Genomic DNA, 26,055 nt, shown 5'->3' on the forward strand with positions numbered 1-26,055 from the left:
TTTCAGACTCTCCTTAACCCGTCGGAGACCCCTTCGCAGGAAGGATGCCCATGCGAACCGCCAGGCTGATCATCAACCCTTCTTCAGGACGCGGCGAGGGTGCGTCTGTTTCCGAAGAGGCGCAGCGGCTTCTTCGGTCTTCCTTCGACGTCGTGGAAGCCCACGTCAGCACAAGCGCCGATAACGCTATGGCTTTGGCTCGGGATGCGCGTGAAAACAGGTTCGACGCCGTATTCGCTATGGGCGGCGACGGCACCGTAAGCACCGTGGTGCGCGGGCTTCTAGACGGGGTGGGCGAAAAAGAGGAGATCCCCATTTTGGGGATACTACCTGGAGGAACCGGAAACGGCTTCGCTCGAACGTTGGGCCTGCCATCTGATGCGGTCGAAACCCTCGAGGCGCTTGACTTCGATACCGCCATTCCGCTCGACGTTTGTTTCGCAAACGGAGTCCCTTTCACTTACACCCTAACGGGCGGGTCCCTCCCCGAGGGAATCCGCGAGGTGCCGTCGGAGGACAAGGCCCGGTTCGGTTTCTTGGCATACGTGGCCAGCGAATTGCAGCGAATCGGAGACGATCGGCATCATCGACTGCGCATTTCGGTCGACGGCGATGCCATGGTGGAAGATATCAATTCATTCGTGGCTCTGTCGGCGAACACGCTTGTTAACCTGTTCATCTCCAACGCCGACACCGAGATCGATAACGGGCTCATCTATTTGCTCGCGCTCAAAGATGCGTCGCTTGCATCGCTTCTGTCCCTGGTCCCCGATGCGGTGACCCAGAGCATCGATGAAAACGACAACGTGATGTTTCTTTGCGGGTCGCATATTCGCGTCGAATGCCTCGATGGAGATATGCGCTGCGGCATGGATGGCGACGACGGGCCTCTTCTTCCCGTGGATCTAACGGTTCAGCCAGGACGATTGAGGACGTTTCCTCTGCGCAAAGACCTCGCATAACGGATGCCTTTGCCCGCCTCTAATCCTCGGCGAGCCGATACCCGACGCGCCATACGGTGGTGAGATAACGCGGCCGCGACGGGTCGTCCTCGATCTTCTCTCTGATCTTGCGCACGAAAACCGTGATGCTGCTAGGGTCGGCCGCCTCGGCGTCTCCCCAGAGATGCCGGATGATCTGCTCTCGGGTGAACACGTTGCCGGGATCGGACGCAAGCAGTTCGAGCAGCTCGAATTCACGCACGGAGAGCGCCACCGGTTCGCCCCGAAGGCGCGCCTCGTACTTCCCGGGAAACACCTCCAAGTCGCCCACATGGTAGGAATCGCGGTTCTTGGTTGCGCGCGGATCGGTTCGGGCGGCGGGGGCCCTGCGCCGCAAATGCGCTTTGATGCGCAGGGAAAGCTCTATGGGTTGAAAGGGTTTCACCAGGTAATCGTCTGCCCCTGCCTTGAATCCGATGCTCTTGTCGACGATATCCCCTTTCGATGACAGGAACAGGACGGGAAGCTCCTCCCCTTCGGATCGGATGCGCTCGCAGATCTCGAACCCGTTCGTGTCGGGAAGCATGACGTCGAGAATAAGGAAATCGGGCCGCTCGGTGCGCAGCATATCGAGGCCGTCGACGCCGTTTGCGGCGCAGCAGTACTCGTAACCGTCCCGCGCGGCGATCTGCCCGATGAGAACCTGCAGGCTTTCGTCGTCATCGATAAGCATGATCTTCGTCATGTTCGTCCCCTTCCTGTTTGATCGGTAGCCGAACCGTGAACGTGCTGCCCGAACCGGGTTCGCTTGTCAGGGAAACCGATCCGCCCAGCATCTCAGAAAGCTCCTTGACCAGGGACAACCCTAAGCCGCTTCCGCCGTAGCGTCTCACTGTCGACATGTTTTCCTGCGAGAACCGCTCGAAGATCAGATCCCATTTATCCTCGGGAATCCCGATCCCGCTGTCAACGACCTTAAGCGAAACCTGTTCGTCGGCCGCATCGTAGGAGACTCCGACGTGAACCGTTCCGCCCTTTCCGGTGAACTTGATCGCATTGCTGACGAGGTTCACGAGGATTCGGCGGGTTTTCTCCCAATCCCCCCTGATAATCGGCACGTCCGAGCCGATGGAGACGGTGAAGTCTATAGATTTCTTCTCGGCGAGCGGCCTGCTGGATGCCTCGACCATGCCCACCACGTCCCCCAAATCGATCCATTCGAGGTTGAGTTTCTCGGATCCAACCTGGATGCGCGCGGTTTCAAGCACGTTGTCCACCATCTCGAGCAGTATGCGCCCGTTTTTCCCGATCTCTTCGAGCTGAGTGCGCGCAAGCGCGTTGCTTGCCGGCACGCTTTCCTCCATCAGGTCGGTGAAGGCGAGGATGGAGGTGAGCGGGGTGCGCAGCTCGTGGCTCACGATGGCCAGAAAGTCCGATTTGAACCGGTTCTCCCTCTTCAGACGGTCGTTGACGCGCTCTACGTGTTGCCGTTGCCGCTCGAGTTCCTCGTTCGCCGCGGAAAGCTGCGTCGTGCGGTCCCTCACCTGCGATTCGAGGTTCGAGTACATCGACGACAGACGCTCTGCCATCAGCTCGAACTGTGCGAGCAGATCGTCGATCTCGGTTGAGGAGTAAACGGGCCGGACGCGTTCGACGGCGGTATCGAGCCCCGTTGCGGACGGTTCGGACGACATCCTGACGAAGGTGCGCCTCAGGTTCGCAAGCGGATTCGTGACCAGGCGCGTAAGCGCGAAATAGACGATCGCCGCCATGCAGACCATCGTCGCTAGGAAAAACAGCACGCCTCGCAGGATGGCGTCGTGCATATTCGAGAAGTACCAGTCGGTGGGAACCGTTACGCTCACGGCCCCAGCCACATCGCCGACCTCCCAGCCTTCTTTCGGGTATCCCGTCGGGTCGATCTGTCCTGCGGGGCGTCCGTGGCATTCCGTGCAGTTCTCCGACACCCTCATAACCGACAGGTAGCGAAACACCGACCGTCCGTCCTGGCTCGAAAAGCCGTACTGCTCGCTCGTCGTGCCGTCGGCGAAGCGCTCGAGAGCGTCTTTTTCGTACTCGTCCGGGGAATTCCTCAGATTGCGGGGGGAAAGCCGCGTGAAGCGGATCGAGTAGTCGGAGTCGTCCGAGAAAAACGTCGCCACCTCTTCCCCGGCGAGAGCGCAATGCAGGCCCTTGTAGTCGTACGTTCCGTCTGCCGAGCGGTTGATAATGTCTTGGTTTATGGAAACGAATTTCCATACCGCGTTCATCTCCGTAACCAAGATGCGCGATTCCTGCAGCATGACGCCTTCGGTCGCCTGCTTCTGCGTGTGGTACGTCCATGCGACGTCGACCAGCACCAATGCGAGCAGCACGGTTCCCAGAAGGCCGATGATCTTGGCCTTCAGCCCAATGCTCGCCTTTGTCTCACCCTGCGCCACGCGAACCCCCGATCCCCTTGAGCGTTTGCGCCGTCTTCGGCGGATCGACCCTTCCCTTTTGAAACTCGGATGTTTCGAGTCGAAAATCCCTCGGATCGAGGATACCCGAATATGCGGAGGGCGAGCGGGAGATCCGCTCGCCCTCCGGCCTAACTATGCTTTTCTGACCTCCACCCACAAATCGAGCTGGGCGGCGCCGCCTCCTATGCGGTCCATGAGCCCTCCTCCGCCTTCGACCACGTCGTCGGGCAGAAGGGCGTTGTGCCTGAACCCTCGGTTGCGGCCCCCCGCAAGGCCCGTCTCCTGATGCCCCGGGATCTCGCCGTCTCTCACCCGCGATTCGGCCAGGTAATCGGGCGCCGCATCGTAGGTGACGCCGTCCACGACGATCGGGTAGGCGCGCGACCCCCGGTGGCCGAACGAGTACGCGCTGCCCACCACACCGGGCCGTATGCCCTCGGTCACCTTCACATGCCCCTGGGCCGAACCCGCCGAGCTCTCGATTTCGACGGCGTCCCCGTTCTCGAGCCCTCGGGCGCGGGCGTCGCTTGGCGACATCCAAACGAAGTTCTCCGTCTCCACCTCGCGCAACCACGACGAGGGCATCAGGCGGTACGTACCGTTCGCACGCGCCTTCCAGGTGATCATGGCAAGCGGGTACTCCCCGGGCTTTTCCACCTCGGTTCCGTCCGCATACGTGATCGGCGTGGTATGCGCGAGCCCGTCATGGTTCTTGCCGCTCAGGGCGTCTTTCGTCGCCGCCGTCTTGGGATCGTAGAAAGCGCACAGCGCCCCGTAGCGGTACTGGAGCCATTCTCCTTCGAAGCCGTCTCCCGCAAGCCGGTCGGCGGGTGCGAAGCGCCCTCCGCGGTTGAGGACGTACACGACCTTCGGCCACTCTTCGGGCATCACGGCAGCCTTCCATTGATCGATGTCGAACCCATCGCCCAGCGCCCGCCTGCGCACCTTCTCGAAAAGCGCGAGTTCGTCGGCATCAGCGTCGGGAACGGGCTCGTCCGAGTAGGCGACGTTCGCCACCAGCTTCATCCAGTAGTCGTATTCGCTGTTCAGTGCCGAAGGAGCCGCATCGGAGCCGTTCTTTCCCTTCAGGATGGCCCCCTCGCCCACGCCCGGCTTGCCCATCCGCTTCAGAAGCTCGATGTACACGGCTTCGGTGGGACGGGGTCCCTCGAAGATGCGCGTGGTCGGCTGGCCCAGCGGAAGCAGCTTGAACGGCTGGGTGGGGTAGATCCCCTCCTGCGTGAACCGCTCGAGAAACGTCCGGTCCGGCAGGATGAAGTCGGCGTAGCGCGCGGTGTCCCCGATTTCGACGTCGAACGCGACGATGAGCTTGATCTTGTCGGTGTCGGTCAGCACGTCGGCCATGCGGTCTCCGCCCGGGGCCGAATCCACGAGGGAGTAGCGATGCATGAACAGCGCGCCCAGATGGTCGTAGATGTAGCCGGCCCTCAGCGTCGGCACCACTTCCTGTATCAGGTTCGTGGACATGGAAAGCCACAGCCGTTTGGCAGGATAGCCGTCCTGCTCGAAATACGAGGTCTTCTCGTAGGCGACGTTGTGGCGGGATACCGCGATGCCCCATGGCTTGTACCCTCCGGGAACCGTGGCCAGGTCGTAGCGCCCGTTGCCGGTTTCGTACTTCGCCCCCGAAGCGAGGTTTCCGCCCTTCCAGTCGTTGTTGCCGATGAGGAAGTTCAGGTAGTTTATGGCCCGCACGGCATCGTAGCCGTTGGTGTGCATGCAGGGTCCGCGGTACGAGGTGATGGCCGCCCGCTTGCCGTGCGAAGTGAACTCGCGCGCCACTTCTTCGATAATCGACACGTCGATGCCGCTCTGCTCGGCGTAATAGTCGAGGGAATGCTCGTTTATCCGCTCTTTAAGCAGAGAAAACACGCTTCTCACCCGTATGGTCTTCCCGTCGGCCTCGATTTCGGCATCGACCTCCAGATCTGCGGCGCCGACGGTTTCGTCCGCTGAAACGAGCTCGCCGTCGACGAGCACGAAACGGGTATCGTCGGGGGTGCCGTCTGCGGACCGGCTGAGGAGCTTGGCGGTTACCACGGGGCGGTTCGGCATGTCGACGGCTACCAGGTGCGTCGCATCCGACCAGGTGGGCTCGCCGATGCTGTCAGCCGCGCGCTTTCCCGGGGCGGTCAGGTATCGCTCGTCGTAGCGCTTGTTCGCCAAGATCCACGACGCCATGGCGAACGCGAGCTCCGTATCCTTTCCGGGAACGACGGGAAGCCACAGGTCGGCTTTCGCCCCGCTTCTCCCCTGCCGCGGGTCGACCACGAACAGCTTCATCCCGCGAGCGCGCGCGACTGAAAGGCGCGGGGCGAACCAGGTGGGCCCCTTGTTCGCCGTCATGGGTTCGGTTCCCCAGATGATCAGGCATTCGCAGTGGTCGATTTCAGGGTACATGCGGTTGAAACCGGTGGTCGGGTGCGTGCGGGCGTTGCTGACGGCGCCCGTGAACCCGCATACGCCGCCGTGCCCGTAGGTGTTAACGGTGCCCAGGCCCTTCTGGACGAATCGGCTGCTGATGAACCCGCGGTCGCTTCCGAACGAGCACAGCAGGTTCGATTTGGGTCCCAAGTCGGGGTGATCGACATCGATGAGCGTGTCGCGCCATTTGTCGTCGAACTCCTTTTTGGACATCGCGCCCGATTTCACCAGCGCGACGTCGGCATCGACCTTCTCTTTGGGGGCATAGGCCCACCACGAGGAGATGCCCGGCGTTCCCAAGGCGTCCGACCCGTTGATGATCTCGTTGAGGGCCGTATCCCACGATACGCTTTCCCACCGGTCCTCGCCGCGCTTGCCGACGCGCCGCAAGGGTTCGGTGACCCTCAGGGCGTTGTGGGCAATCTGAACGCCCGCCTGGCCTTTGAGGCAGGTGACGCCGCCGCTCGCAGAGCGGCCCTTCGTTTTGAAGGACCCGTCCGGGACCAACGCGTCGCGGGGAGAAGTGCCGTAGGGCATCGGGGCATAGGGCTGCGTGTTCAGCGGGGAATACGGATTGCCCGATATCTTGCGCACCAGCGCTGTCGCTCCCTGCGCGTCTTCGGCCGCGTCGCAGATGCGCACCTTGATGGGGCACGAGGTGTTGCAGCCGTTGCACATCGACAGGATCACGTCCTCGGCCGTGTAGGAATCGGTCGAGTCCCCACGTCCGTGCGCGTCGTCGGTGTAAGGGTCGTTGCCGGCTATGTGCGATGCGATCCCCGCGCCCACGGCAACCGCACCGAGGGCCACAGCGCAACCCGCTCCGACAACCGCCCGTCGCGAGGGGGTTCCGAAGCGGTCCCTTTCCGTCGCCTCGGCATTCTCCAGCTCGTTGTCTTTTACGTTCACTTCGTCTCGTTTCATTTCAGGGCCCCCTCTCCGGCGTCCCGTCTCATCTCGCTCACCGTTGCGGCCGCTTCGCTTCCCCGAACCCTTACCGAGTCGGGGTCGAGCAGCCTGAGTGAAAGGCCGAACAGACCCAATGCAAGCCCCGAAGCGAAAGCCACCACCCCTATCTCGGCGATATTGGGGGCGTACGAGGCTGCGGGAAGCCCCGGCAGCAGCGGAACGAGGAAACCGACGGTCACGAATGCGTAGCGCAGCGCGAAAACGCCTATCAATGCGCAAGCGCCGGCAGCAGCCGCACATGCGCCGCTTCCGCTGCGCAGAGCCGCTACAGCCAAAGCGGCGGAAAAGACGCAGCCGATCCCCACCGCACCGATCCAGAACAGCGGTGCGAAGGAGCCGGTCAGGATGATCTGAGCTGCTTGGCCGCTGGACGATTCTGCAGGCAGGAGCGATGGCGTCAGCTGGAAATACGTGGCGAAAGCCGATACGGCCATCGACGATAGAAGCACGCACGCAAGACCCTTCGTGGTCTCGGAGTCGGGGGCCTCGCGGCGAATGCGGGCTAGGACGACGCTGGCGACCAGCAGAAACGATGCGGCGGTCACCACGGCGGCGGCGTAGAACAGCGCGACGGTGGCTCCGTCGCTCCAGAAATCGCGCGCCTTGACGGCGGCGAAGAGCATCCCCGTACCGCTGGGAGGGCCGACGAACGACAGAGCAACGCCCAACCCCGCAAGGACGCGTATGGCGAAGTTGCGGTTTGCGCGCCGCGTTTCGCAAGACGGATCGCCCTTAAGGACGAGCAACAGCTGGATTCCCGCGATGACCAGGAACGCAAGGTAGAGCTTGATTTCCCAGGAAAGCGCCGAGGACCAACGGAAATGCAGGATCGCCCCCGCGGCGTTGCCCAAGGCCCCCAGGTCGAGGCCGATGAGAACCATGGATACAGCTAGAAAGACCAGGCTCCCCACAAGCGAAAGGCGCGCCACGGAAGCGAAGCGCCTTATCCTGAACAGGTACCAAAGCGACGAGATCAGGAACAATCCCCCGGCGAGGCCTGAAAACCAAGTGTAGGCGACCACCCACAAACCCCATGGGACGCGGTTCGTGGTATCGGCGATGATGAGCCCCTCGGACAAGCGCGCGAACAGGAAGGGGGCGCCCAAAGCTATCAAGACGAAGGTCGCAGCGACCCACGCCAGGGCGGGCCTTCTAAAAGGGGCGCGTCCCGGTGCTGCGGTGTTTGCCATTCTAGATGCCATTGTTATCACCTCAGGTAATAGACTGACGGATTGGTGCCCAGCTCCTCTTTGAGCCGCGATGCGCGCGACGAAGATGCGAGCTTGGAAACCGCCGACTCCGGATCGTTCAGATCCCCGAACACCCGGGCGTCTCCCAGGCAGGTTTCGCAGCAAGCCGGAACCTCCCCGTGGGCGATTCGGTGCGAGCAGAACGTGCACTTCCGCGCGGTTCCCTGGAGACCCTGGTCTTTTATGTGACCCGTGCGCTCGACGCCGTACTCGGGCACCGTCACCTGGTCGGCCGCCTGCATTTCGGTGCGATACGACATCCCTTCGTCAACGGAGCGCGCACCGTAGGGGCAAGCCGCGATGCAGTACCGGCACCCGATGCAGCGGTTCGCATCGATGACGACGATCCCGTCTTCGCCCCGATACGATGCCTTCACCGGGCAGACCTCCACGCAGGGCGCGTTTTGGCATTGCATGCACGGACGCGGCGTCATGCGCACGCGCATGTTGGGATACGTTCCCACCTCTTCTTCCAGCACCACGTTGTAGGTGATGCCGGGCGGCGTTCGGTTCTCGGCTTTGCAGGAAACGGTGCAGGCGTCGCATCCGATGCATTTGAACAGGTCGATGACCATCCCCCAATGCGGCGCGCGTTCGGACAAGCCTTCGCTCGAAGCTGCCATGTCCCCTCCCTTCGATTGTTCCCCCTCATAAGGGCAAGTATAGGAAGGAGCCCGGGTAACCTCTATAGCAGCCGTATTCATTCTTTCTTGCATAACTATTAGTAAAACATTAACGCCCAGTTCATAGACCTTTTCTTATGGAAAGTAGTAAAATGCAGAGTTACATACGGACCAAGCACCGCAAAGCAAGGGAGAACATCGTGAAGAGGTCACGTAGGATCTTGAAAAAGGTCATCGCACTTGGGATTTCAGGCGTTTTAGTCTCGTCCATGCTTCCGATCGGCGGCATCGCCAATGCCCTTCCGACAGAAGGAGCCGTAGACGAGCGCTCAACAGCTGAAGCCCCGTCTGTTACGAATGCAGAGGCAAGCGGCGGCGCGGACGACAGCGCAACGGAGGGAGCCGATCGAACCGCTGACGTTGCCGCAAAACCAGCTGAAAACACCGCAGATCAAACCAGCGCTGTTGAAACCGCCGTTGAGCCGGCGGCCTCGGCGGAAAGCAAACCCGCAATGGCTCCCCAGGCGCTTACCGAGCTTTGGGTCGACGGCACGAACGGCGACGACTCGAATGACGGCTCTGCCGGTGCCATGCTGAAGACGCTTGGCAAGGCGCTCGAGCGCCAGGCTGCCGACACCTCGATCAACGTCATCCACGTTAAGGGCAACCTCGCTCTTTCCGCGACCGCAAACATCCCCTCGGGCGTCACGCTTTTCATCGAGTCCGAAGGCGCTGCGATCAGCGGGAGCGGCAACAGCATCAACGGCATCGTGCTGAAGGGCGGCTCTACCCTCAAGGGCGCGGGAACGCTCACGATGACGGGTTTCAAAACCGCACTTACCTCGGAGAAGGGCTCCACCATCACCGATGGCACCTACGTCTTTAAGAACAACGCAGCGGGAAGCGGAACGTGCGGGCTGTTCCTCGGCGGCACGGTGAAGGGAACATCGGGCAAAGACAAGTTGGTTATCACGGCCGACGATAAGAGCAATACCAATTTCTATGCTTCGGGCATGACGTTTGAGAACTGCACGGTCAACGTGACTTCCCAGGCACGCACCTGGTTCGATGCGCGTGACCTCAATCTGAAGAACGCTTCGCTTACCGTCAAAGGGTTCGGGCAGACGTTCTACATGAACAAGCTGAACATGGAAGGCTCCGACCTCACCATCAACCCGTCGTTCTACGGACAGACGGGCATGACTATCCAGTCATCCTCGAGCATCGTGAACTCGTACATCAAAGCAAACGCCGGATCGACTGCGGGTATTTCGATCGGAGCGGCAAACGGCACCATCAACGTCACCAACTCCACGTTGGAGTTCACTAACAACGGTACGGGCGGCCTTAACGTGAACACCGGCAAAGTCGTTCTCACGAACTCCACCATCAAGGGAAACGGCAAGAATGCCGGCGCCCTTTTCGGCGCCCAAACCAACGGTTCGATCGAGTTTAAGGAAAACTGCCTGGTCGAGACCCCGGCAGCCAAGAATAGCGACAACGGAGCCGGGCAGACGTCGAAGAACTTCATCGTGACGGGCGGTTCCTATCTGGTGAAGTACGCTCCGAGCTACAACAGCAGCCTTGGCAGCACCATCCCTACCAACGGTGCCGCTAATGGCGACGAGCAGCTTTCTTTGTTCACCCTTGCGGATTCATCCACCAACATGCTCAACCCCCTCAACAAGGATGGCCAGGCGTACGACTACTCCGTCTCCAAAGCGTCGAGCGACGGCGAGAAGCACGTGTGGGTACCCGCTGCCAAGTCGACCTTCAAGCTGAATGCCGACGACGCCGCTTCGAAGGTCGACGCAGCGTACGCCGATGGATCTGTGGCTGACAAGACGGCAAGCGCGATGCGCGGATACGCTCTTGGGGCTGCAAAATCCGTCGAGGGCGGCTCGGTGTCCATGCCGGATGACCCGTTTGCCCCGGGCTATAAGTTCCTGGGCTGGTTCTACAAAGACGCCGCAGGTACTGAAAAGGCCTTCGATGCCAGCGTCGTGCTTGCAGCCGATACGACGGTGTACGCGAAGTGGGAAAGCGACGCTTCGTCTTACGCGGTCAAGTACCACAACGGCGCCGATACTGATGTGACTTATCTTGCCTCTTCGAGCAACCCGGCCCGCACGATGCAGGTCCTCTCGATCGACGACGTGACGAAGGCTGCGCCTGCGTTTGCGCGCAACGGCAAGATCTTCAAGGGCTGGACTACCGAGCCCGACGGTGCGGGTAACGCGGTTGCGGTTGGCGACACGCTGAGCATCCCTGCGGGAACGGCCGTTTTGAACCTTTACGCAGCCTGGGAAGACAAGCTTGTTTCGGTCAAGTTCTCTGCAAACGGCGGTGCGTTTACCGCCGATAGCGTTTTCAAGAAGAACCCCGACGTTTTCGATATCGTCTCCGATGCGAACGGCGGCGAGATCGCAGTCGCGAAGAAGCAGGCCAAGGTATCCGACGATATGACCCTTAACGACCTGCTGAAGTCGTTGGGCACCGGTACTGTCACCGCTTCGACTAAGGGCATCGCCGATCCCGTGAGCAGCGACACCGATGCCGCCTACACGGGAATCGCAACGCGAAGCTACCATGTGCTCGGAAACGAGGATGTTGAGGAAACGGTCTTCTTCTGGACCACGCACAAATACTACTATTGGTTCAGCGACACGGCCGGTTCTACCAGGGCGACCATTGACGACAAGGTGAAACTTACCGAAGACCTCACGTTCTATCTGAAGTGGAACCCCGACCCTTCCATCGAAAAGATCGCGGGAGCAAGCTCTATCCCGAGCGATATGTGGAGCGGGGCTCAGGAAAAGACGACGTCTATCAAGGAAGTCGCCACGGATGAGGCCTTCAGCATGACCGGAGCGGTCGATGCCCAGATCATAGTCGATCAGATGAATGCGCTTGAAAGTTCCATCGCGGGCGGTTTGGACGACCTTGCCAAGATCTCGCTTTCCGACACTGCATCCGCCTTCAAAGCCACCATTAAACTCCCCGATGAGGTGGTGATCCCCGCCAATCCCAAGGTGACGGCGACGGGCTTGGGCGATTGCTTCAACCTCGACGGCGTCAGCGTCAATGGGCGGGAAGTCACGGTGCGCTTTGGTTTGAAAGGCGGCTTCGAGAACTACAAGCAGCTGAAAGACGCCGTGCTTTCAACGGGTAAAGACGATGTGCAAACCATGGTTGCCCAGGATCAAAACGCATCCGGCATCGCCAAACCCATCACCGTGACGGTAGAGGGGCTGACGCTCGATTCCAACGCCGTGACCAACGGCCAGGAATTGACGGCTACGGGCGTTGTGAGCGGCGAATTCTCCTCGTATGCGAAAAACACCGTGAGCGGTAAGGTCAAGAAGTTCGACTTCACCTGGAACGGTGATCAGATCGCCGGCAGCGCCGATCCTCGTGGAAACGATATCCGCCAAACCCTGCTGGTGGTAAAGCCCATGGATCAGGAGATCCCCGCCGACATCGTGGTCGGTTCGGAAACCGAGCACGACGCCGTATACGATGTTGTTCCCGGCGAGACGCTTGATTTCACGGGCACGATCGATGCTTCCGTGGTGAAGAACCAGATGAAGGGCATCGAGGCGCTGTTCCCCAACACAACCGATTACGACGCGATCGCGCTCGAGGACATGGCCTCTTCGTTTACGGCGAGCTTCAAGATCCCCGGCAAGATGACGCTTCCCGAAGGTCTGTCCAAGAAGTCCGTCAAGCTCGAGGGCTTCTCTGACACGTTCAGCGTATCCGACCTGACTGTTTCGGGTGATACCGTTACGATCAAGATGGATCTCAAGACCGGTATCAACACCTACAAGGACCTTCAAACGGCCGTTGCCGACAACCTTGGCGACATCATGAAAGTTACGATCCCCGGAATCAAGATCAACGACGATCTGGCTGCCGGGGAAACCGCCACGGTTTCCGGCAGCGTGTCCGGTTCGTTCAAGGCGAGCGCCATCAAGAAGGATTCGGGAACCGCTAAGGTCTTCGTGTTCAACTGGACCGGCCGGCAGACCGATGAGGGCCGCGACTTCACCCTGCCCAACGATCCCGGCATCAACTTCACGGTTGTCGCCGTAGCGCCGATGGAATCGAACCTTCCTGCAGATATGCTGGTGGGCGCTAATACCGAGCACGATGCGGTTATCGAGGCCGTTCAGGGATCTACGTTCGATTTGACGGGCGCTGTGAGCGCAGCTTCCATCCAGGACCAGATGAACAAGATCGAAGCCGTCTATCCGGGAGCGGACCACGACGGCATCAAGTTGGACATCGGAGGCTTCTCGTTCGATGCGGCGTTCACGGTGCCCGACGGCATGACGCTTCCCAGTGATCTGGACGCCTCCAAGGTTAAGGCCGTCGACTTCGGCGGCGGTTTCACCGTAAGCGACGTGAACGTCAGCGGGAAAACCGTAACGGTGACGTTTGCGCTTTCTGATCCCGTCGGGATCAAAACCTACAGCGACCTCGAGAAGATCGTCGATGCGGCGGGCGGGGCCGACGGCTGGATGAAGCTGGTCGTTCCCGGCATCAAGATCGATAGAAACGCTGCCCCGGATTCCCTCCTCACTATCAAAGGCGAGGTCAGCGGCAGCTTCCGTGCGTCGGCCACTTCTGCTGCGGGAACGCATAGGGCTTTCTCGTTCACGTGGAACGGCGTGCAGTGGCCCGACGGCAAGGATTTCGTCGCTACTGACGACGAGACGATTCAGCTCACCATGAAAGTTATCGCGCCTGCGCCCGTAAAGGCTTCTATCGAGGTCGAGAAGGCACTGGAGGGTCGGGCGTGGAAGTCCGATGATTCCTTCCGGTTTGAGATCTCGCCCCTTGACGGGGCTCCGGCCACTCCCCTTTCCGCGGTTTCGGTCCAAGCTGATTCCAAGGATCACAAGGCGTCTTTCGGCGAGGCAACCTACACAACGCCCGGTGTCTACTCCTATGAGGTGAAGGAGGTTCCCGGTAACCTCGCCAACGTTACGTACGACAGCAATGCCTACAAGGTCGTTGTCACGGTTTCTGACGGGGCGAACGGCACCCTTGTGGCGTCGGTTGCCTACCCTGATGGCATGGACGGCGCCGTGCGCTTCACCAACACGTACAAGGCCGCACCTACCGACGACAAACCCGTTGCTCCCATCGATAATGGGAAGAAGACCCCCGATGAGACGGCAGCTCCCCACACGGTGGTGAAGGTCGTGGCTCCCAGAAGCGCTTCTCCCCGCACGGGAGACGACCTTGGGATCCTTGCAGGGTTGGCGGTTGCGGTAGCGCTTTCCAGCGCTGCGGCTTACAAGCTGTCTACCCGTAAGAGGAAGTCCTAACTGCGCAATCGATGCCGCAGCCTGCGGCACGGTTGGATAACCGAGCGAGCCCCGAGATCGTACGATCTCGGGGCTCGTTGCATAAGGGGTCGGACTAGGGAAACTGGGGTTATAGGACAATGTTTCCCACGCGAGCTCGGGATCCAGGTAGGTAAAGAGCGTCCCTTGGGAGACGAGCCTGGAAAGCGAGCTCCTAGCCTTCCTGAACCGGACGTGGGTGCGGCCCCAGCGGCCTATGTTGAACTCATCTTGTTTTACGCTCTTAGATGGCGTCTACAAACTTAATCTCATAGTTTTGATTCATGGACGCACCTATTCTTTGAACATATCCCCCTAGAAGGGTCTTTGCTTGCTCCTTTGCTTGGTTCATTAAATCGGTATCGGCTTCTATCGACCTCTTCATCTCTTCTTGAGCGATTTCATAAGCCTTTGATTGATCAGAGGTTTCAATTCCCGTAAGCAGTCCGGTATCTTTATAGATGTCGGAGAAGGTGTTTTCGTCGGCCACCGGAAGTCCGATAACTTGGGCCTCCGGGATGTAGATGGTGACTACGTTGTTTTGATCGGGTCCCTCGATCTTTACTTTTGATACGTCGATTCCAAGGGTCACTTTGCAGTCATACTCAAACCATGCCTTCTTGTACCCTACATTTATCCCGAAGAGGATATCGGTTCCGTCGTTGTATATTTCAGCGACATTGTGATAAGTGCATTCTTTCGTTGCCAATTCCGCAATCTTTGTATATCCGGAAAAGTCGGGTGTATTGCTTTCTTCTTTTCTGCAACCGGTCATACAAAGAGCGAGTGCGGATATCAAAACTGCAATGCACGCTGCTTTTCTAGGATTCATTTTGCTCTCCAGTTCCACTGTATTCGGAAAGGCTTTTGAATTGCAGACTCAAATCATCACCGAGTAGCGGTAACGTAAGTGCACGGATGGTGTCTTCGAGGCTCTTGAGTGATTCTGCTTGTATTTGTTCCCTGTTTACTTCTTTCGCTGCATCTTCTTTGCATAGAGCTATGACGGTGGGTAGTTCCGCGTTTGTTTTCTCAGGCAGATATCCGAATTGGTTGTTGTCTAGGATGGGATCAGATATTGTCGCGGGCGGAATGTAGGCTGTCACGATGCTGTTCTCTTTGTCTATCGAGAATTCGATAGCTGACATATCGTAGCTTGCCCGAACGTGAGCGGTATATTTGACTCGATAATCGACAGCGTCCATCCAAAGAAAGCTGCTGTGACTTTCGGCTATGCCTTTGTACGTGTAATCAATGGTATTCAGGTTTTCGACATTAACCACATCTCTTAATTCCGACTCTGTAATATATCGTGTCCCATTGCGATCGAGCGCAAGGGGCAAAACTATGCCGCAAACGACGGCAATTGAAACAACGACGACAACAACAACCAATCCGGTTTTCTTCAAAGACCACCTTCCAAAAAGGATCTTTGCTTTTGCCCCCGATTCCTTTTCCGTTCCGCATTCGCCCTGTTGCGCTGGAGCTTCAGGTACTTGCTCAAGATGGATTTGACCCTCGGTGCATTCGCCGTTTACAGCTCCCTTTCTTTGGGGGTCGTTATCCATATTGCCTCCTTACCTCTTTCTATAAATATGGTTACTCTACAACTGTAGAAAATCCGAGTTCTTCTCCTCGTCAGAATTTCTTAACGGTGGTTGCTTTAAGGGGTCGAGATGAAACTAAAGCATATTTTCGGCATTGTTGTCACACTTCTGATTGTGGTACTGGCAGCCGTTTTGCTCGCAAGTTCATTTGGCATTCTCGATATTCGACTTTAAGAAGTTAATAAACTTTAGCTCCAAACGGCAGCAGTGATAATTTGGCCATCTTGAAAAGCTGAATTCCAAATGGAATGCCAACAACAGTCGCGCAAAATACGATGCCGCAGATTGCGTATGTGATTGCTTCCCAGATGCCGATAAAAAGAACCCAAATAACGTTCGCCAGGAGCGACGGAACACCGCCACCGTATTCAATGGTTTTCCCAAACGGCGTTAACGTTAGCTTTGCCATCTTGAAGGCCTGGCGTCCAAGCGGAATTCCGATAATCGTGATGTAGAACACTATGCCTGCGATAGCCCACGCTAACGCGGTCCATATACCGCCAAGGAGTATCCAAATAATGTTCCCGATGGTTTGCATAGTATCCTCCTGTCACACGAGAAACCATCATCCATTATCGGCCTTGTTTTTTTCGCGAAAGGAAGGCGGTATCGATCACCGTTCAAATCCTTCAGGAAGACCCGTCCGCTTTATTCGGCATTTACTGTGCTTTTACTTCGCCCTTCTACGAGTTGCAACCAGGGCGATCAGGGCTGCGCAGCTTACGGCCACGATGCCTCCGACAGCCAGTCCGTCGCCCGTCACGGGCATCACGGAGCGCGCAGCCGATTTGGGCGCCACGGTAACGGAACCGTTGGCAGCTTTCTCTCCACCGCTCGGATCCGAGGGGTTCGGCTGCACGGGCGACACGGGATCCTTCGGATCGATCGGGTCGACGGGCTTGGGATCAACGGGATCAACGGGATCGACAGGTTTGGGATCGATGGGGTCTACCGGATCCACCGGGTCGGGCTGTTTGGGCTCGTGCGTGTTCACGACCTTGAAGCCATCTGCCGCGTTACCCGAGACCGCTGATTCGTAGTCCTTCACAGCGTCTTCGACCAGCTCATAGGAAATCTGGCGGCCATGGTTGTGCTTGAGGACGCCCTCGAACGCAGCCTTCCAGCCGGTGTCGGCAGAAAGGGTTTTCGATCCCACTTCGACGCCGTCTGCCTTCAGGCGAACGGTAACGGTCTTGGGTCGCAGTTTGTCCCGATCATCGGCATCGGACCACTCCTTGGCTACCGCGATGTCCATCCTTTCGGGCGAGTTGGTAACCGAGAACGTCGCTTTGGGATGAGCTTCGGTTGAGGGCGAAGAGGCTTCCAGAGCGGACTCCGTCGCCGTAACTGCGAAGCCCGCGGGAACGTTCTTCTCGTCGACGGTATACGTGACGGGAAGCGACTTCAGCTGCTTGTCCTTGTCGTACACCGCTACGTGAGAGGCCGCAAACGCTTTTCCGGAGCCGCCGACGGTTACGGGCACATCGAGGCTCCCCTCGGTCCAGGCTCCCTTGTCGTCCGCAAGCACTTCCCTGTTAGCAGAGCCCTCCGGAAGGGCGCTTTTATCGTAGCTGGCGGATACCGAGATCACGACATCGGTCTTTTCGTCCTCGGGCGTATCCGCGCTCCAGCGCTTCAGCACCTCCACCTCATGCATAGGCGCCCAACCTGCGTAGAAATGCGTTTCGATCGTTCGAGGCCCGACAATGGCCGCCACGTCGAACGGATTGTCGGCGGTGAAGTCGGCGGGGTCGGTCTCATCAGGGCGATCGAACCATCCGATGAACGCGTGAAGATCCCTTGCAGGGTATTCGCTCGGGACCGCAATGCCGGTCACCGGCGCCATGGTGGCCTTATCCACGTACGGCGCCTCAGCCAGCGCGTCCGAATAGAAGTGGTACACGGCCTCCATCGTCGGATCGTCGCCGGTCTGCTTGTTGAACGAAACGAGCTCAGGGTTCGCATCGTTGCGGTTGCCATGGAACGTCACGGCCGCCCGCTTGCCGACAACCACTTCATGAGAGGGGTTGAGGAGGAAGTCCCACACACCCAGCGGATCGGCGTCAGCCGCCGCGTAATCGGCTTCGGGCATCTTGCTCATCATGAACAGCTTGGCCGAATCGCCGTGGGTCGGCTCGTATCCGTTGATGCCGCGTGCGACCAGATAACCGCACTTGATCTGCATGTTTTCGGCATAGGCGGCGAAATCCCCCGTCGGAGCCCATTTCGTTTCGCTGATGGACACGCCGATCTTGTTGACAAGCTCACCGGTGAGGTTGATCCACGACTGCCCGTCGAGAACCCTGACGTCCTCGGCGATCGACGCCTTCGGCGTGATGGTTACCGGAGCGTAGGCGTACACGGATGCGCCGGACAGCTCGTCCGGATCGACGTCGACGCTCTTGGGTCCGACGCGCACGTTGTTGTTGGCGATGGTGGCATCATCGATGGTAAGGGCGCCGGCGTTGTAGATCCCGGCACCGTAACCGCTGCGCTGCTGGAAGTCGGTTCCACGCGCGTTCGTGTAGCCCTCGCTGATCCTCGCGCCACCCGACACGACGGCCGTGCCCTGGTTGAAGATGATGCCGCCGCGCGACGTCGCCCCCTTGGAGTACGCACCGCCGTTGATGTTCAGCTTGGATCCGATGCCCATGAAGATCTGGCCGCCTACGTAGTTAGGCGCGTTCGTGTGGTTTACCGGCTGGCCCGAGGCGTTGTAGTCCGACTCGGTCAAGGGCAGCTCGGTTGCCGGGAGCGTGTTCACGTCCTCGCGGATGGTTCCCGTTTCCTCGATCGTGGTGTTCGTGAGGTTCAGCGCGATGCTGGAGGGCATGTTCATGGCCGTGCCCACCGAGATGGCGCCGCCGGCATTGCTGGCCCCCATGTTCGATATGCTGACGTTTTCCAAGGTGGCCGTACCCGATGAAGCCGGGAGGAACTTGCCCTGCCCGTCTTCGGCAAAGGTTCCCTCGAAGCAGATCGCGCCGCCGAATTTAGCCGCCCACTGGCTGTGGCCCGGATGATCCCAGTACGGGAACCCTCCTCGGTACTGGCCTTCGAACGTGGTGTCGCGAATGACGAGATCGGTCTTCCCAACCACGTTGATCAAGCCGCCGGCGAATCGAACGCTTCCGCGGGCCTGGGTGAACGTCGAGTTCGAAATCGTCATAGAGGTGCTGACGTCGAGCTGAACGGCGCCGCCGCTGATCGCGAAGCCGTTGTCCTGGTCGATGGTGAACGTCGCGTTATCGATCGTGCTGCCGTAGCTCGAGCGGGTGTAGATGGCCCCTCCGGTGTTGATGTTCTTGCCCACTTTGAAAGTGCTGTTGGTGGACTTGATGGCAACGTCGGACGTGAAGATGGCGCCGCCCTGGTTCCCGCCTTCGTCATCCGCCGTGAAGCACTCGTTGCCTTCGTATACGTTTGCGTTGTCGGTGAAAGAGCCGTTGGCGCCGTCGAGGTAGACCGCACCTCCGCATCCGCCCCTGGACGAGCCCACGGCAAGGACCTTGCCCGTCTTGTTGCCCTGGAACGTGGTTCCCTCGATGGTGGTTTTGCCGTCGGTGACGAAGATGGCGCCGCCATGAGGAAGGGCGTGCGCGGGGGCGGCCGCATTGGCGACGGTCTTGTTGGAGGCGAAATACGTGAGCTGGCCTGCGGTGGCCGCGGTCTGGCCCGAGCCCGCATTGATCTTCAGCTCTCCGCCGACCAGCCTGATGGAGCCGCCTTCGTTGGATACCGTGTCGTTTTCGCTCGTACCGTTCGTGAAGGTCGAGCCGGAAATGGAGAGGACGGCGTTTTCGCCCTTGATATGGCGCGCCTTGTCGGCTCCGTTCATCGTGACGTTCTTAAGGGACAGCTGCGTGCCCGAAGAGAGGTTGAACATCTGGGACAGCGAGCTGCCGGCCGTGACGGTGTGCCCTGCGCCGTCGATCTCGCCCCGGTAGGTTCCGGGGAACGAGAGCTCGGCGGTAAGCGTTACGTTTCCGGCGAGAACGACGTCGCTGCCGGCCGACACAGCCGCCCGCAGATCGGCTTCGTTCGACACCGAAACCGGAGCGGCGAAAGCCGTCCCCGATCCTGCGAGGAAAAGCGCGACCGCCGTCGCAGCTGCAACCAGAACCACACGCGCCCTTGATGCTACATTCATCGATGCTCCGTTTCCGTACGCTCTTTTCGAACCGCTTGGGACAAAACCCTCGTTCTCAACCAAACCGCACCGCCGATAACGGCGGCGCTCGACAAAGTGTTATGTCAAATCATGCATCAGAGATAATACTAGAACAGGCGGCAGGTCACTGAGAGACATGCAAAAGAACTGCTAATGTTATGAGATAAACGTCGCGAAAGAGACGTTTTACGATCTCTACGGAGGGCATACGCCGCAAGCACCTCGGCTCGCTACTCCGAAAGCGCCTCTTCGTGACGATCGACAAGCTCCTGGCGCGAGTGGACGCCGAACTTACGGTAGATGCTCTTCGCGTGGCCGCGCACCGTGTTTTCAGAGATGAACAGCTTGCATGCGATAGCGGCCATCGTGTGGCCCCTTAGAAGCAAGCCGGCAACCTCCATCTCGCGCGTCGACAGCCCTCCTTCGCGCAGAAAGCGATCGGTCGCCGCTTCCCTGTCGAACCTTGTCGCTTCGAAGCCGCCATTCATCGTTTCGGGACCGTTTACGGTGGAAAGCCCCGACGAACCCGCATATGCATCAGTTCCTCCGCCGGAAAACGCGGCGAGCTCCTCATCGGCAATGGAGGCGGGCGCTTCGGAGGCCCTCCCCCGCGATGCCAGCAGCAGAGCGAATGACAGCAGGTAAATGCAGACGAAAAGGACGTTCACCACAAAGGCGAAATCGAAGGCCGCCAAGGGACTGAGCATGCTCCCTAAGCTCCCTCCCAGCGCCAAGCTCGTTAAAACTGGGACGATGCACAATCCGTACAACGCGATCGGACATCGAGCATGCCTGGCTGAATACACTGCGCAGGTGATGATCAGCAAAAGGTTCACGACCTCGAATCCCAACATGAGCATCCCCGAAAGCAGCGCCGCATAGCGCTCGCCGAAGAACACCGGAAGCAGGAACACTCCCGTTATCAATGGGAAAAGAACCTGGTAAACCTGAAGAATGGCAAATCCCCGGGATAAGAACAGCTCTAGAAAGGCCACCAGGAGGGCAGCCGCTCCGAACCCTAGAAGCGTTGCGTAGCTCCCATAGCCGTCCATAGATGCCAAAAGGGGTAGATTCGAGACGAGTTTCCACATGAAGCCGATGGCGCTTGCGCAGAAGACCGGGCGCCACAGGTCGCGAACGGTCGAGCGGAGCGACGTCCGGTCGAACGGCTCGATCGGGTACATTTCAACTTCAGACAGGCTCTTTTCAAGCGTGTACGTCGCCATGAAGGGCAAAACCGCAATCGAGACCAGGGCAAGCATCGGCGTCGGCAATAACCCGATCAGCAGGTACAGGATGACGGACAGAGCGGCCGACACGGGAATGTACACCATCGCATGCTGCTGCCCTTCAGTCGCGAAAAATGTTTGCCACAGAAGGAAGAAGAGCGCGCAGGAACATCCCAGCAAAGCGCCTGCCATGCATGCAAGAACGATGTCGCCCCTATCAAGCTGAAAAGAGAAGAAGTACAGCAGAACTCCTCCGCTCAGCAGGGACCCCGCTAGCAGTGCGCTACGAAAAGGGAGCGGTGCGCGCGACCACATGCACCAACCCGCCAAAGCGCCCACCGCAACGGGAAGAGCGATCTGCTCGAAAGCAAGGTAAGCATGCCACGATCCCCCGGCGACGGCGCCTCCTCTGAAGCCGGAAAGCGCTACGAACGTCACCGCCCAGAAGAGACAGAAACCCAGATGGTGCAGTCGCATACCCTGAATGAGCTTTTTAGCGCGGGAAGCAGACACGATGCGCACCGTCCTTTCGTCTCGAAAGCAGTCTAGCGAATTTCCCCACCCCCGCATACCCGGGCAACCTATTCCCGTTTCACAGGAATAAGCCTTTCACCTGGTGCTTTTGCCAAACCACCCGAAACGTGTCCCCCTGCTTGAAGCCCGAACGACCCGTTCGGGGGCTATCGCAAGCAGCCGCCAGACACTACCGTCAAGCAAGGGAAACGCGATTGGGCCCGGGCCGTATCGCGGATGGGAAACATCACTACAAGGAGGGATAGTATGGACAACGTACATGAGGGCAAGGGAATCGATCGCAGGTTCTTCCTCCAAGGTGCGGGAGCGAGCGCCCTTGCAGCCGCCATGGCCTCGACGTTCGGGCTTGCTGGATGCTCTCCGGCAAATCGCGCCGAAAAGGCCGCCGGCAACAACGCGTCTTCGGGAGAACCGTCATGGTTCACTGCTCCGGCCGAAGTTCCCGATGCCGACATCGTTGAAACCATCGAATCCGATGTCGTGGTCGTCGGAGCCGGCATGTCGGGAATCGCCTCTGCCTGCTCGGCGGCCGAGCGGGGGCTGAAGGTCACGGTCCTTGAAAAGGGCTCGACTTGGTCGGGCCGGGGATTCGGCATCGGGGTGGTCGATTCGAAAGTGATCCGCGCCGCTGGGCTTTCCATCGACCGGTCGAAAGCTCAGAAGTATTGGGTGCACTGCTGCGGTAGCCGTGTGAACGAGGCCTTGGTGTCGCTGTACTTCAACAGGTCGGGCGAGGCCATGGACTGGCTCATAGACAAATGCGAGAAGGGCGGCGTCTCGGTGCTGTTGTGGGACGGGTACTCCCGTGACCCCGAGTTTCCCGATTCTCCCGGCTACCATGTATTCTTCGGCGGTCCCGAGCAAACCGCCGGACGGGATTGGTCGCGAGACGCCACGAAGCTCATGTTCGAAGACTCGCAAGCTGCGGGTGCGACCTACGTGTTCGATTCGCCTGTCGCTCAGCTGAAAAAAGAGGATGGGAAAGTGGTGGGTGCGCTCGTCGAGGGTGCGGGTGGTAAATACACCCTGTACAAAGCCGCTAAAGGCGTCGTGCTTGCCACGGGCGACATCGTAGGGGACGAGGAGATGCTGAAATACTACGCCCCCGAGATCGCGCAATGCGACGCGAAGCTCTACACACCTGTCGGTCAAAACACCGGGGACGGCCACAAAATGGGTCTTTGGGCGGGCGGTGCTATGCAGCAGGGTCATTTCCCGCCCATGCTTCACCCGCAAGCCGGGGCCTATCAGCAATCGGCGTTCCTCGCCGTGAACCAGCGCGGCGAACGGTTCTTCAACGAAGCGACCTGGGTTAACGGAAAATCGCTGAACTACCTGCGCCAGCCGGGGCAATGCAGCTACTCCGTCTTCGACGCGAACTGGGTGCGCGACAATCTGGCGGGCCTGCCTTACGGCGGCGGCATGTTCTGGGATACGTTCCGTGTTCTGGGATCAGGGGAATGGGACGGCGAGGCCGGCCAGAAAGGCGTCGACGCCGCTGTCGAATCGGGAATGGGTTTCAAAGCCGATACCCTCGATGACCTTGCAAAACAGTGCGGTATTCCCGTCGATACCTTCAAGGCGACCATCGAGCGCTACAACGAGCTGTGCGCTCAGGGAAGCGATCCCGACTTCGGTAAGGATGCCGTATTCCTCACGCCTGTCGTCGAAGGGCCGTTCTATGCGATGAAGGCGCTCCCTGCCGTGCTCGCCACGGTGGGTGGGTTGAAGGTGAACACGAACCTGGCCGTGACCGATGCCGAGGGAAACGCTATCGAGGGCCTCTACGCCGTCGGCAACGTTTCCGGCGACTTCTATGCAGTGGACTACCCCATCAACATTCCCGGCAATTCGCAAGGCCGATGCGTGACCTGGGGTTACCTAGTGGGAGAAACCCTCGCTTCCAAGTAAGCGTATAAAGGAAAGCCTCTCAGACGTGCCGCGCCCTCGTTGCGCGGCACGTCTTTTTTCAAAAAGGCCGTACTGTCTTCGCACAAGAGCGTTTAGCCGGAAACGATCGACCCCCCTCACAACCTTTAGCGTTTCTTTAAGAAGCCTGCGCAAACTGGAAAGGGCAAAGCAAGCTTCGAATGAAAGGAATGCGGCATGGCGGAATGCATTCTGGAGACGCGCGACCTGGTCAAGCGGTTCGGAAAAGGCGGTAACGCGCAAGTGGCCGTGGATGGGGTCTCCCTCCACGTCGAGCGGGGCAAGGTATACGGGCTCCTCGGACCGAACGGAGCCGGTAAATCCACCACGCTCAAAATGATCACAGGGATGCTGCGTCCGACTTCCGGCCAGGTTGTTTTTCAAGGCCATCCCTGGCAGCGAGGCGATCTGTACCGCATCGGGTCGCTCATCGAACAGGCGCCTCTCTACCCCAATCTCACCGCAAGGGAAAACCTCCAGGTACGCGCGACCCTTTTAGGCATTCCCAGACAGCGCATCGACGAAGCCCTCGAGACGGTCGGGCTTGCGGATACGGGCAACAAGCGCGCAGGTCGCTTCTCCATGGGGATGAAGCAGCGGCTGGGCATCGCACTCGCCCTGATCAACCGCCCGTCACTGCTCATCCTCGACGAACCTACCAACGGACTCGACCCCATCGGTATCGAGGAGCTGCGCGGGCTCATCCGCAGCTTCCCCGAACAGGGGATCACCGTTTTGCTTTCAAGCCATATCCTCGGCGAGGTCCAACACACGGCCGACTCCGTGGGGATCATCGTCGGCGGGAAGCTGGCGTATGAGAGCGAGCTCCGACCAGGTGAAAACCTCGAAGAGCTCTTCATGGACGTCTGTCGAAAGGAGCGCTCGCTATGAGATCTCGCAATCTGGAATCCTTTCCGGCAAGAAAAGGCGGGTCGGCATTCGCTTCGGCGTTTAAAGCGGAGATTTTGAAGTCCAAGCATGGCGCTCCGATGCGGTTGGCGATAGCCCTGGCCTTGCCCTTCCCCCTTCTTGCGCTGCACGTCGCCTTGAACGCCCCGCAATTCGGCATCCAGTATTCACTGTGGAACTACTGGTACGCCCTGCTGATGCCGATCTCCATCTCGCTCGTGGCAGCTACCGTCGCGAACGCCGATGCGCGCATGGGAAACCGCGGGCTGCTTTCCTGCGGGATTCCGCTCTCTTACGTATGGGGCGCGAAGGTTGCATGGTGTTTGGCGCTTTCCCTGTTGTCCAACCTGACAGTTTTCATCGTTTATGCGGCGGCTTCGCTGGCGGCCCCCGAAGGATCTGCGGGCATGCTGCCGATGCTGGAAACGGCGTTTGTCCTGACCGTGGCGAGTTCGTGGATGGTGCCGGCCACGCTGCTCCTCACTATGCGCGCAGGCATGCTGGCGGGTGCCTTCGTCCCCCTTTTCATGCAGCTCGGCTTGAGCTTTGGCTGGTCGGCGATACCCTTCTGGCCGCTTGTCCCCCCGACGGCCACCATCGTGCTGCCAACCGCGTTCCTGCCGGTCCTGCCCAGCGGCGAGCCGGCCTCCATCGGCATGGCGCTCGTTGAGTCGATGGGGCAAGGCGGGGTCGTAGCGTTAGCGCTTGTGACGGCTTGCGCCCTGACTGCTGCGCTCGCCACCGCTGGCGCGATGTGGGTTTCAAGATCGGAGGAACTGCGATGAGAACGGCGACACAACCGGGAAACCCCGCACAGTGCCTTAAAGCAACGTTTCCCCGAGCGCTTGCCTCGGAGGCGTTGCGGCTGCATCGGTCTCCGCTCGTGCTGCTGCATGCGGTCTGTGCGGCGGGGGTTGGATCGGCGAGCGGGGCGTACTTCGCCTACGCGCCCTGGGATCCCTCGATGGGACTCGATGCATTCGTGCAGCTGCTGGGCGCCGTGATGCCCCTGACGGTCGGTTTGGTGTGCGGTATCGATGCCGACGCCGAGACCGAGGCGACGGGCCTGTCCAATCTGCTATCGGCCCCCTCTAGACAACGAGCGCTTGCTGCCCGGATCTCCTCGCTCTGGCTGATGGGAGCGACCGCGCTGGGCCTTGCTGTGTCCCTGTTCGCTGCGATCCTCGCCTTTGGAGGAAAAGCTGTGCTGGAACCCGCGGCTTACGCTGCGTCGGTCGCCGGGCTTGGTTTGGGGAGCGTTCCTATGTATCTCATCTCGTACGCGATAGCCCTCCGATGGGGTCGCAACGTAGCGATTTCGGCCGGGGCCGTCGGGCTCGTTCTCGCGTTCTTCTCGATAGGAGGGCTCGCTCACGGGCTTATGACCGGTCAGCTTACCGCTGCTCAGGCGAATTCGTTTGCGCTGCTTCCAACCAGCTGGGCTGTAGTTTTGGGCTCTCTTCCTGTGGAAATCTCCATCGCAGCAGGTTCGGCTGATCCAAGCGCCGCTGTCCGAATCGCAGACCGTCTGGTCGAAGCCGGATGCCTGTGCGCTACCGCGAGCGCGCTTCTTTCGATCATCCTCTCGTTATGGATCAGCCGATTCGAACCTGCGCAACACGAAAGCTAGAA

The 26,055-nt window shown here is 59.6% G+C and carries 16 protein-coding genes; 6 read left to right on the forward strand and 10 right to left on the reverse strand.

Going from position 1 to position 26,055, the window contains the following annotated elements; all coding sequences use genetic code 11:
* Window positions 1–50: 50 nt before the first annotated feature.
* Window positions 51–962: a diacylglycerol/lipid kinase family protein gene (locus JI75_RS04360; RefSeq protein WP_039689045.1), complete on the forward strand. Its 912-nt coding sequence runs from the start codon at window positions 51–53 to the stop codon at window positions 960–962.
* A 19-nt stretch (window positions 963–981) separates the two neighbouring features.
* On the opposite strand, the gene JI75_RS04365 is transcribed toward JI75_RS04360, so the two are convergent.
* From JI75_RS04365 to JI75_RS04385, 5 genes are all read right to left on the reverse strand, one after another.
* The gene (locus JI75_RS04365; RefSeq protein WP_039689047.1) at window positions 982–1,686 is read right to left on the reverse strand and encodes a response regulator transcription factor; all 705 of its coding nucleotides are present in this window, start codon (window positions 1,684–1,686) and stop codon (window positions 982–984) included.
* On the reverse strand, window positions 1,661–3,382 hold the full coding sequence (locus JI75_RS04370) for an ATP-binding protein (RefSeq protein ID WP_039689049.1): 1,722 nt from the start codon (window positions 3,380–3,382) through the stop codon (window positions 1,661–1,663). The genes JI75_RS04365 and JI75_RS04370 overlap by 26 nt, the downstream gene beginning before the upstream one ends.
* Window positions 3,383–3,535: 153 nt before the next feature.
* Window positions 3,536–6,772, reverse strand: a complete 3,237-nt coding sequence (locus JI75_RS04375; protein ID WP_052241588.1) for a molybdopterin-dependent oxidoreductase — start codon at window positions 6,770–6,772, stop codon at window positions 3,536–3,538.
* The gene (nrfD, locus tag JI75_RS04380) at window positions 6,769–8,007 is read right to left on the reverse strand and encodes an NrfD/PsrC family molybdoenzyme membrane anchor subunit (RefSeq protein ID WP_052241589.1); all 1,239 of its coding nucleotides are present in this window, start codon (window positions 8,005–8,007) and stop codon (window positions 6,769–6,771) included. The genes JI75_RS04375 and nrfD overlap by 4 nt, the downstream gene beginning before the upstream one ends.
* Window positions 8,008–8,024: 17 nt before the next feature.
* Window positions 8,025–8,690 carry a 4Fe-4S dicluster domain-containing protein gene (locus JI75_RS04385; RefSeq protein WP_052241590.1) on the reverse strand — a complete coding sequence of 222 codons (666 nt, stop codon included), beginning with the start codon at window positions 8,688–8,690 and terminating at the stop codon, window positions 8,025–8,027.
* A gap of 512 nt (window positions 8,691–9,202) precedes the next feature.
* On the opposite strand from JI75_RS04385, the gene JI75_RS08755 reads away from it, so the two are divergent.
* On the forward strand, window positions 9,203–14,026 hold the full coding sequence (locus tag JI75_RS08755) for a Spy0128 family protein (protein WP_052241591.1): 4,824 nt from the start codon (window positions 9,203–9,205) through the stop codon (window positions 14,024–14,026).
* Window positions 14,027–14,288: 262 nt separating this feature from the next.
* On the opposite strand, the gene JI75_RS04395 is transcribed toward JI75_RS08755, so the two are convergent.
* The 5 genes from JI75_RS04395 to JI75_RS04415 all read right to left on the reverse strand — a co-directional run bounded on the left by JI75_RS04395 (window position 14,289) and on the right by JI75_RS04415 (window position 21,366).
* Window positions 14,289–14,876, reverse strand: a complete 588-nt coding sequence (locus JI75_RS04395) for a DUF4230 domain-containing protein (protein WP_039689051.1) — start codon at window positions 14,874–14,876, stop codon at window positions 14,289–14,291.
* Window positions 14,866–15,612, reverse strand: a complete 747-nt coding sequence (locus tag JI75_RS04400; RefSeq protein ID WP_039689054.1) for a DUF4230 domain-containing protein — start codon at window positions 15,610–15,612, stop codon at window positions 14,866–14,868. The genes JI75_RS04395 and JI75_RS04400 overlap by 11 nt, the downstream gene beginning before the upstream one ends.
* Window positions 15,613–15,829: 217 nt before the next feature.
* Window positions 15,830–16,189: a YccF domain-containing protein gene (locus JI75_RS04405; protein WP_039689056.1), complete on the reverse strand. Its 360-nt coding sequence runs from the start codon at window positions 16,187–16,189 to the stop codon at window positions 15,830–15,832.
* A 132-nt stretch (window positions 16,190–16,321) separates the two neighbouring features.
* Window positions 16,322–19,801, reverse strand: a complete 3,480-nt coding sequence (locus JI75_RS04410) for a Cna B-type domain-containing protein (protein ID WP_082019752.1) — start codon at window positions 19,799–19,801, stop codon at window positions 16,322–16,324.
* Window positions 19,802–20,052: 251 nt separating this feature from the next.
* Entirely contained in the window at window positions 20,053–21,366 is a 1,314-nt protein-coding gene (locus tag JI75_RS04415) for a helix-turn-helix domain-containing protein (protein WP_158407620.1), read from the reverse strand.
* A gap of 465 nt (window positions 21,367–21,831) precedes the next feature.
* Here JI75_RS04415 and JI75_RS04420 point away from each other — a divergent pair, with 465 nt between their 5' ends.
* From JI75_RS04420 to JI75_RS04435, 4 genes are all read left to right on the forward strand, one after another.
* Window positions 21,832–23,496 (forward strand): FAD-dependent oxidoreductase, encoded by a 1,665-nt coding sequence (locus JI75_RS04420; protein WP_052241592.1) that lies wholly within the window; start codon window positions 21,832–21,834, stop codon window positions 23,494–23,496.
* 195 nt (window positions 23,497–23,691) lie between these two features.
* Window positions 23,692–24,405 carry a lantibiotic protection ABC transporter ATP-binding protein gene (locus JI75_RS04425; RefSeq protein ID WP_039689063.1) on the forward strand — a complete coding sequence of 238 codons (714 nt, stop codon included), beginning with the start codon at window positions 23,692–23,694 and terminating at the stop codon, window positions 24,403–24,405.
* Entirely contained in the window at window positions 24,402–25,208 is an 807-nt protein-coding gene (locus JI75_RS04430; RefSeq protein ID WP_205911715.1) for a lantibiotic immunity ABC transporter MutE/EpiE family permease subunit, read from the forward strand. The genes JI75_RS04425 and JI75_RS04430 overlap by 4 nt, the downstream gene beginning before the upstream one ends.
* Window positions 25,205–26,053 (forward strand): ABC-2 family transporter permease, encoded by an 849-nt coding sequence (locus tag JI75_RS04435; protein ID WP_052241593.1) that lies wholly within the window; start codon window positions 25,205–25,207, stop codon window positions 26,051–26,053. Before JI75_RS04430 ends, JI75_RS04435 begins: the two co-directional genes overlap by 4 nt.
* The last annotated feature ends 2 nt before the right edge of the window (window positions 26,054–26,055 follow it).

Origin of the sequence: Berryella intestinalis (assembly GCF_000814825.1) — a bacterium.
In the GTDB taxonomy this organism is placed as follows: Bacteria; Actinomycetota; Coriobacteriia; order Coriobacteriales; family Eggerthellaceae; genus Berryella; species Berryella intestinalis.

Coding starts and splice junctions, on each gene's coding strand:
- JI75_RS04360 (WP_039689045.1), top strand. CDS start 51: ATGCGAACCGCCAGGCTGATCATCAACCCTTCTTCAGGACGCGGCGAG.
- JI75_RS04400 (WP_039689054.1), bottom strand. CDS start 15,612: ATGGATAACGACCCCCAAAGAAAGGGAGCTGTAAACGGCGAATGCACC.
- JI75_RS08755 (WP_052241591.1), top strand. CDS start 9,203: ATGGCTCCCCAGGCGCTTACCGAGCTTTGGGTCGACGGCACGAACGGC.
- JI75_RS04395 (WP_039689051.1), bottom strand. CDS start 14,876: ATGAATCCTAGAAAAGCAGCGTGCATTGCAGTTTTGATATCCGCACTC.
- JI75_RS04365 (WP_039689047.1), bottom strand. CDS start 1,686: ATGACGAAGATCATGCTTATCGATGACGACGAAAGCCTGCAGGTTCTC.
- JI75_RS04415 (WP_158407620.1), bottom strand. CDS start 21,366: ATGTGGTCGCGCGCACCGCTCCCTTTTCGTAGCGCACTGCTAGCGGGG.
- JI75_RS04435 (WP_052241593.1), top strand. CDS start 25,205: ATGAGAACGGCGACACAACCGGGAAACCCCGCACAGTGCCTTAAAGCA.
- JI75_RS04425 (WP_039689063.1), top strand. CDS start 23,692: ATGGCGGAATGCATTCTGGAGACGCGCGACCTGGTCAAGCGGTTCGGA.
- JI75_RS04405 (WP_039689056.1), bottom strand. CDS start 16,189: ATGCAAACCATCGGGAACATTATTTGGATACTCCTTGGCGGTATATGG.
- nrfD (WP_052241589.1), bottom strand. CDS start 8,007: ATGGCAAACACCGCAGCACCGGGACGCGCCCCTTTTAGAAGGCCCGCC.
- JI75_RS04430 (WP_205911715.1), top strand. CDS start 24,402: ATGAGATCTCGCAATCTGGAATCCTTTCCGGCAAGAAAAGGCGGGTCG.
- JI75_RS04385 (WP_052241590.1), bottom strand. CDS start 8,690: ATGGCAGCTTCGAGCGAAGGCTTGTCCGAACGCGCGCCGCATTGGGGG.
- JI75_RS04375 (WP_052241588.1), bottom strand. CDS start 6,772: ATGAAACGAGACGAAGTGAACGTAAAAGACAACGAGCTGGAGAATGCC.
- JI75_RS04420 (WP_052241592.1), top strand. CDS start 21,832: ATGGACAACGTACATGAGGGCAAGGGAATCGATCGCAGGTTCTTCCTC.
- JI75_RS04410 (WP_082019752.1), bottom strand. CDS start 19,801: ATGAATGTAGCATCAAGGGCGCGTGTGGTTCTGGTTGCAGCTGCGACG.